5 protein-coding genes are annotated in these 4248 nt (G+C 62.3%); 2 read left to right on the forward strand and 3 right to left on the reverse strand.

The window, feature by feature from the left end; translation table 11 throughout:
• The 3 genes from EOC06_RS33525 to EOC06_RS33535 form a co-directional block, all read right to left on the reverse strand.
• Positions 1 to 581 (reverse strand): dihydrofolate reductase family protein (locus EOC06_RS33525; protein WP_164898890.1); only part of this gene is annotated, 581 nt, incomplete at its 3' end.
• A 218-nt stretch (positions 582 to 799) separates the two neighbouring features.
• Positions 800 to 1756 carry a porphobilinogen synthase gene (locus EOC06_RS33530; RefSeq protein ID WP_128309809.1) on the reverse strand — a complete coding sequence of 319 codons (957 nt, stop codon included), beginning with the start codon at positions 1754 to 1756 and terminating at the stop codon, positions 800 to 802.
• An 89-nt stretch (positions 1757 to 1845) separates the two neighbouring features.
• A complete protein-coding gene (locus EOC06_RS33535) occupies positions 1846 to 2673 on the reverse strand; it encodes a DUF2066 domain-containing protein (protein WP_128309810.1) in 828 nt (275 codons plus the stop codon).
• A 196-nt stretch (positions 2674 to 2869) separates the two neighbouring features.
• Here EOC06_RS33535 and EOC06_RS33540 point away from each other — a divergent pair, with 196 nt between their 5' ends.
• Both EOC06_RS33540 and EOC06_RS33545 read left to right on the forward strand, forming a co-directional pair.
• Positions 2870 to 3913, forward strand: a complete 1044-nt coding sequence (locus tag EOC06_RS33540) for an enoyl-CoA hydratase/isomerase family protein (RefSeq protein ID WP_128309811.1) — start codon at positions 2870 to 2872, stop codon at positions 3911 to 3913.
• The coding region (locus tag EOC06_RS33545; protein ID WP_128309812.1) for a DUF6163 family protein at positions 3910 to 4248 on the forward strand (339 nt) is incomplete at its 3' end. The genes EOC06_RS33540 and EOC06_RS33545, both read left to right, overlap by 4 nt.

Consider the following 4248-nt stretch of genomic DNA (forward strand, 5'->3'; position numbering starts at 1 on the left):
AGCTTGAGCATATCGAGGCCGGCGAAAAGGTTCTCGCCCGAGCCGAGCAGCACCGGCGCGATCGCCAGATGCATCTCGTCGATCAGTTTTTCCTGCAGATATTGCCGGATGGTGGCGACGCCGCCGCCGACCCGCACGTCCTTGCCGCCAGCGGTAGCCTTAGCCTGTTCAAGAGCTGAATGGATACCGTCAGTGACGAAGTGGAAAGTCGTGCCGCCCTCCATCATGATCGGTTCCCGCTTGTGATGGGTGAGCACGAAAACCGGCACATGATAGGGCGGGTTGTCGCCCCACCAGCCCTTCCAGCTGTCGTCAGGCCACTCGCCGCGGATTGGCCCGAACATGTTGCGGCCGAGGATCCAGGCGCCGACATTCTCGAAGCTGCGCGCCGCGAACGCCTCGTTGACGTCGGTGGTGCCGCCATCTTGTCCGAGCACCATCTCGCGGAAGGTGCGGGTGTCGACAAACCACTTGTGCAAGGATTCCCCACCGACGCCGAGAGGATTTTGCAGATCCTGATCGGGACCGGCGCCATAGCCGTCGAGCGACAGGGTGAAAGCGTTGACGCGAAGTTTGGACATGCGAGCCTCCTCGATAACAGATTGTGTTTTGCAAGCAGTTGTTTTGTAACAAACCGATTGTGAATTGCAACCGGTATTTTCAAGCTCAAACGAAGCTCAGGCAACGGTCAAGCGGCCCTCGCTATGGATTCCCCGGCCAGGAGCCGGAAATTGGTATGGATGTCGAAGCGGATTGGCCGACATTGCTCGCCGCGATCGGCCGTTGTCGCGAAGAGAAATTACCCCTTCAGCATCTCCGCCACTTCGGGTGCGAAATAGGTCAGGATGCCGTCGCACCCGGCGCGCTTGAAGGCGAGCAGCGATTCCAGCATTGCCTTCTCGCCGTCGATCCAGCCATTGGCGCCTGCCGCCTTGATCATCGAATATTCGCCCGACACCTGGTAGGCGAAGGTCGGCATCTGGAACTCGTCCTTCAGCCGCCGGATGATGTCGAGATAGGGCAGGCCGGGCTTGACCATCAGCATGTCGGCGCCCTCGGCGATGTCCTGTTCGGCCTCTCTCACCGCCTCGTCGGAATTGGCATGGTCGATGTAATAGGTCTTCTTGTCGCCCTTGAGCAGACCGGCGGTGCCCACCGCCTCGCGATAGGGACCGTAGAAGGCCGAGGCGAATTTGGTCGCATAGGACATGATCGCCACATCCTGAAAACCATTGGCGTCGAGCGCGTCGCGGATGGCGCCGATGCGGCCGTCCATCATGTCGGATGGCGCGATGATGTCGCGCAGGATGCCGTCATGGCCGTGGCTGGTGAATGGGTCGAGCGCGGCGTCGGTGATGATGCCGATCTGCGGCACTGCATCCTTGATCGCACGGGTGGCGCGGTTGATGACATTGTCGGGATCGAGGATATGCGAGCCGGTCTGGTCGCGCAGCGAGATGTCCACATTGGGGAAGGTGGCGAGTGCCGGAATGCCGAGTTTCGCCGCGCGCTCGGCCTCCTTGACGGCGAGATCGATGGACAGGCGGAAGACGCCGGGCATGGCGGCGATCGGCTCGCGGACACCCTTGCCCTCGACGACGAAGATCGGCCAGATCAGGTCGTCGACTGTGAGCCGGTTCTCCTGCACGAGACGGCGCGACCAGTCGGCCTTGCGCATGCGGCGCAGACGGCGGCTGCCGGTGATCTCGTCGACGCCGCGCGCGCCGGCGGGCTTTGCGGGGGTGAATTTGTTCATCGCTAAATACTCTCGTTCGGGCAGGCTTTTACCACGAGCTCCCGCTGCTGACCAATGCGGCACGATTGTGCCAGCGATCCGGTCGAAGTCTATTCGGGTTGCCCATTGCCTGACAGAATCTGTGCCGCGCCTCTGATGGCGACACGGAAAGCCTCGTCGAAATTGACGCCGCGCACCTGCCAGCGGTAGGTCTCGTCGCCCGCCTTGAGCTGCCAATAGGCGATCCAGCCCAGTTCCTTGTCGCTCCAGACGAGACTGCCGGAAAGCGCCTGGTTGGCGCCGGCCTTCTTCGCCAGTGTGTCGAGCTTCGTCATCTCGGCATTGCGAAGCGCCTGATCGTCCAATCCGGTCTGCGACAGCTGCGCTGCCGTGGGAAAAGCCACCTGCATGGCCAGCGATCCGGCTGCATTGCCGAACGATTCGCGCATCGGCATGCCACGGTCGTCATCGGCATCGAGCGCGTAATGCATTGTTCCGCGCTCGGTCGTCAAAAAAACCGCCAGCCGCGGCCGCTCGGTCAGCCACGGCCTGCTGCCGAGCGAGGCCAGCACCGGGTCGATTTCAGCCGGCTTGTACTGGCAGTAGAGATTGTGGGGCCGATCGTACGTGCCCTGGTCGTCATGGTTGGGAATGCCTTGCATGCGGTCGCGGTAGCGAAAGCTGGCGACGAAGCTGCCGGCCTTGTCGCGCGGTGCCGCCATCTCCGGTTTCGCCGGCAGGCGCTGATCGCCGGAAACCCGGACCAGAACCGCGTCGAGACAGCGCTTGAAGCCGGCTTGGCGGTTTTTCTCGTATTTGCCGTTGACGGTGGTCTGCGAACTGTAGAGGTCTTCCAAAGTCGTTGCTCTGACCGGGTGAACAGTCAAGCAGATGCTCAGCCCGATTGCCACCGGCGCAAGGCGCGAAAATCGAGTCATAAACAACCGTCCCGTTCGAAGACCCGCCAGAGCTGCGCTGCAATGAACTCTATGCAGTTTTTTAGTATTGCAGCTCGATTTTTAGCACTGGCTCCTGGTCCGGGCCAGAGCTTGCACCGGTGTGCTCGCCATTGACGCACCCATGCGCCACGCTTTAGCACTTCAGTCCCGGCGGCCGGGGGAGGGATTCTTCACGATGGATTTTGGCGGAGGCGACGAGATCCGCTTCGAACATCTGGGCCGGGCCGGCGTCGTCACCTTGACGCGGCCGCAGGCGCTCAATGCCTTGACGCACCGCATGATCGGAGCGCTCGACGCTGCCCTTTCCGCCTGGGAGGACGATCAGGGCATCGACGTCATCGTCGTCAAGGCAGAGGGCAGGGCCTTTTCGGCCGGCGGCGATATCCTGCATGTCTATGAGACAGGCCGCGCGGGAAAACCGCCGGTCGAGTTCTTCGCCGATGAATATCGCCTCAATGCCCGCATCAACAGTTTTAGGAAACCTTATGTCGCCCTGATTGACGGTATCGTCATGGGTGGCGGCGTCGGTATCTCCTTCCATGGCTCGCACCGGGTGATGACCGAGAATGCCCAATTTGCCATGCCGGAGGTCGGCATCGGCTTTTTTCCGGATGTTGGCGCCAGCCACCTGCTGCCTGATCTCGGCGGCTCCTTCGGCATGTATCTGGCGCTGACCGGCAATCGCATCCGCTATGGCGATGCGCTGTGGTCGGGGCTGGCCACCCACACCATCAAGGCCGAGGACCAGGCTGGCTTTCTCGACCGCCTGGCGCTGACCGGCGATCCGGAATCGGTGCTGCGCGGCTTCTTCGTGCAGGCAAGGCGCGAAACCGACAGGCCGACGCTGGAGGCGATTGTTCGCCATTTTTCGCAACCGTCCCTGAACCGCGTCATCGACAGCCTCGAGCGTGCGGCCGCCGCCGACGAGTTCGCGGCAAAGACACTGGCGACGATCCGCACCCGCTCGCCGACCAGCCTGCGCGTCGCCTGGCGGCAGATCAGCGCCGGACTGACGCTGTCCATGGAAGCCTGCATGAAGATGGAGTTCCGCATCCTCAACCGGATGCTCGCCGGCCATGATTTCTACGAAGGCATCCGCGCCGCCATCATCGACAAGGGCTCGAAGCCGCAATGGCGGCCGGCAAGCCTCGCTGCGGTCAGCGAAGCGGATGTCGACGCCTATTTTGCTCCGCTCGGCGAACGGGAACTCTTGATATGAGCGAGGTGACCTCGAGGCGCGTCGTGCTACAGCCCTCCGGGGTGGAGGTGATCTTCGCCTGGTTCCAGCGCGTCATATCGGGCTACTGCCTGCTGTTCGGCATTCTCTACTGGATCAGGTTGATCGGCTTTTATCCGGGTACGCTGTGGCGGTTCGACCTGATGCCCGTGCACTGGCAGGTCGCGGCGGTGGTGCTCGCCGTGTTCTTTCCCTTTGCCGCTGCCGGCCTGTGGATGCTGGCGTCCTGGGGGCCGGTGATCTGGTTCATTTGCGCGGTGACCGAGACGGTCATGTATGCCGGCTTTCCCGAGCTATTCGGCCACCGCTTGCTGATT

The sequence above is a fragment of the Mesorhizobium sp. M7A.F.Ca.MR.362.00.0.0 genome, from assembly GCF_004023175.1.
In the GTDB taxonomy this organism is placed as follows: Bacteria; Pseudomonadota; Alphaproteobacteria; order Rhizobiales; family Rhizobiaceae; genus Mesorhizobium.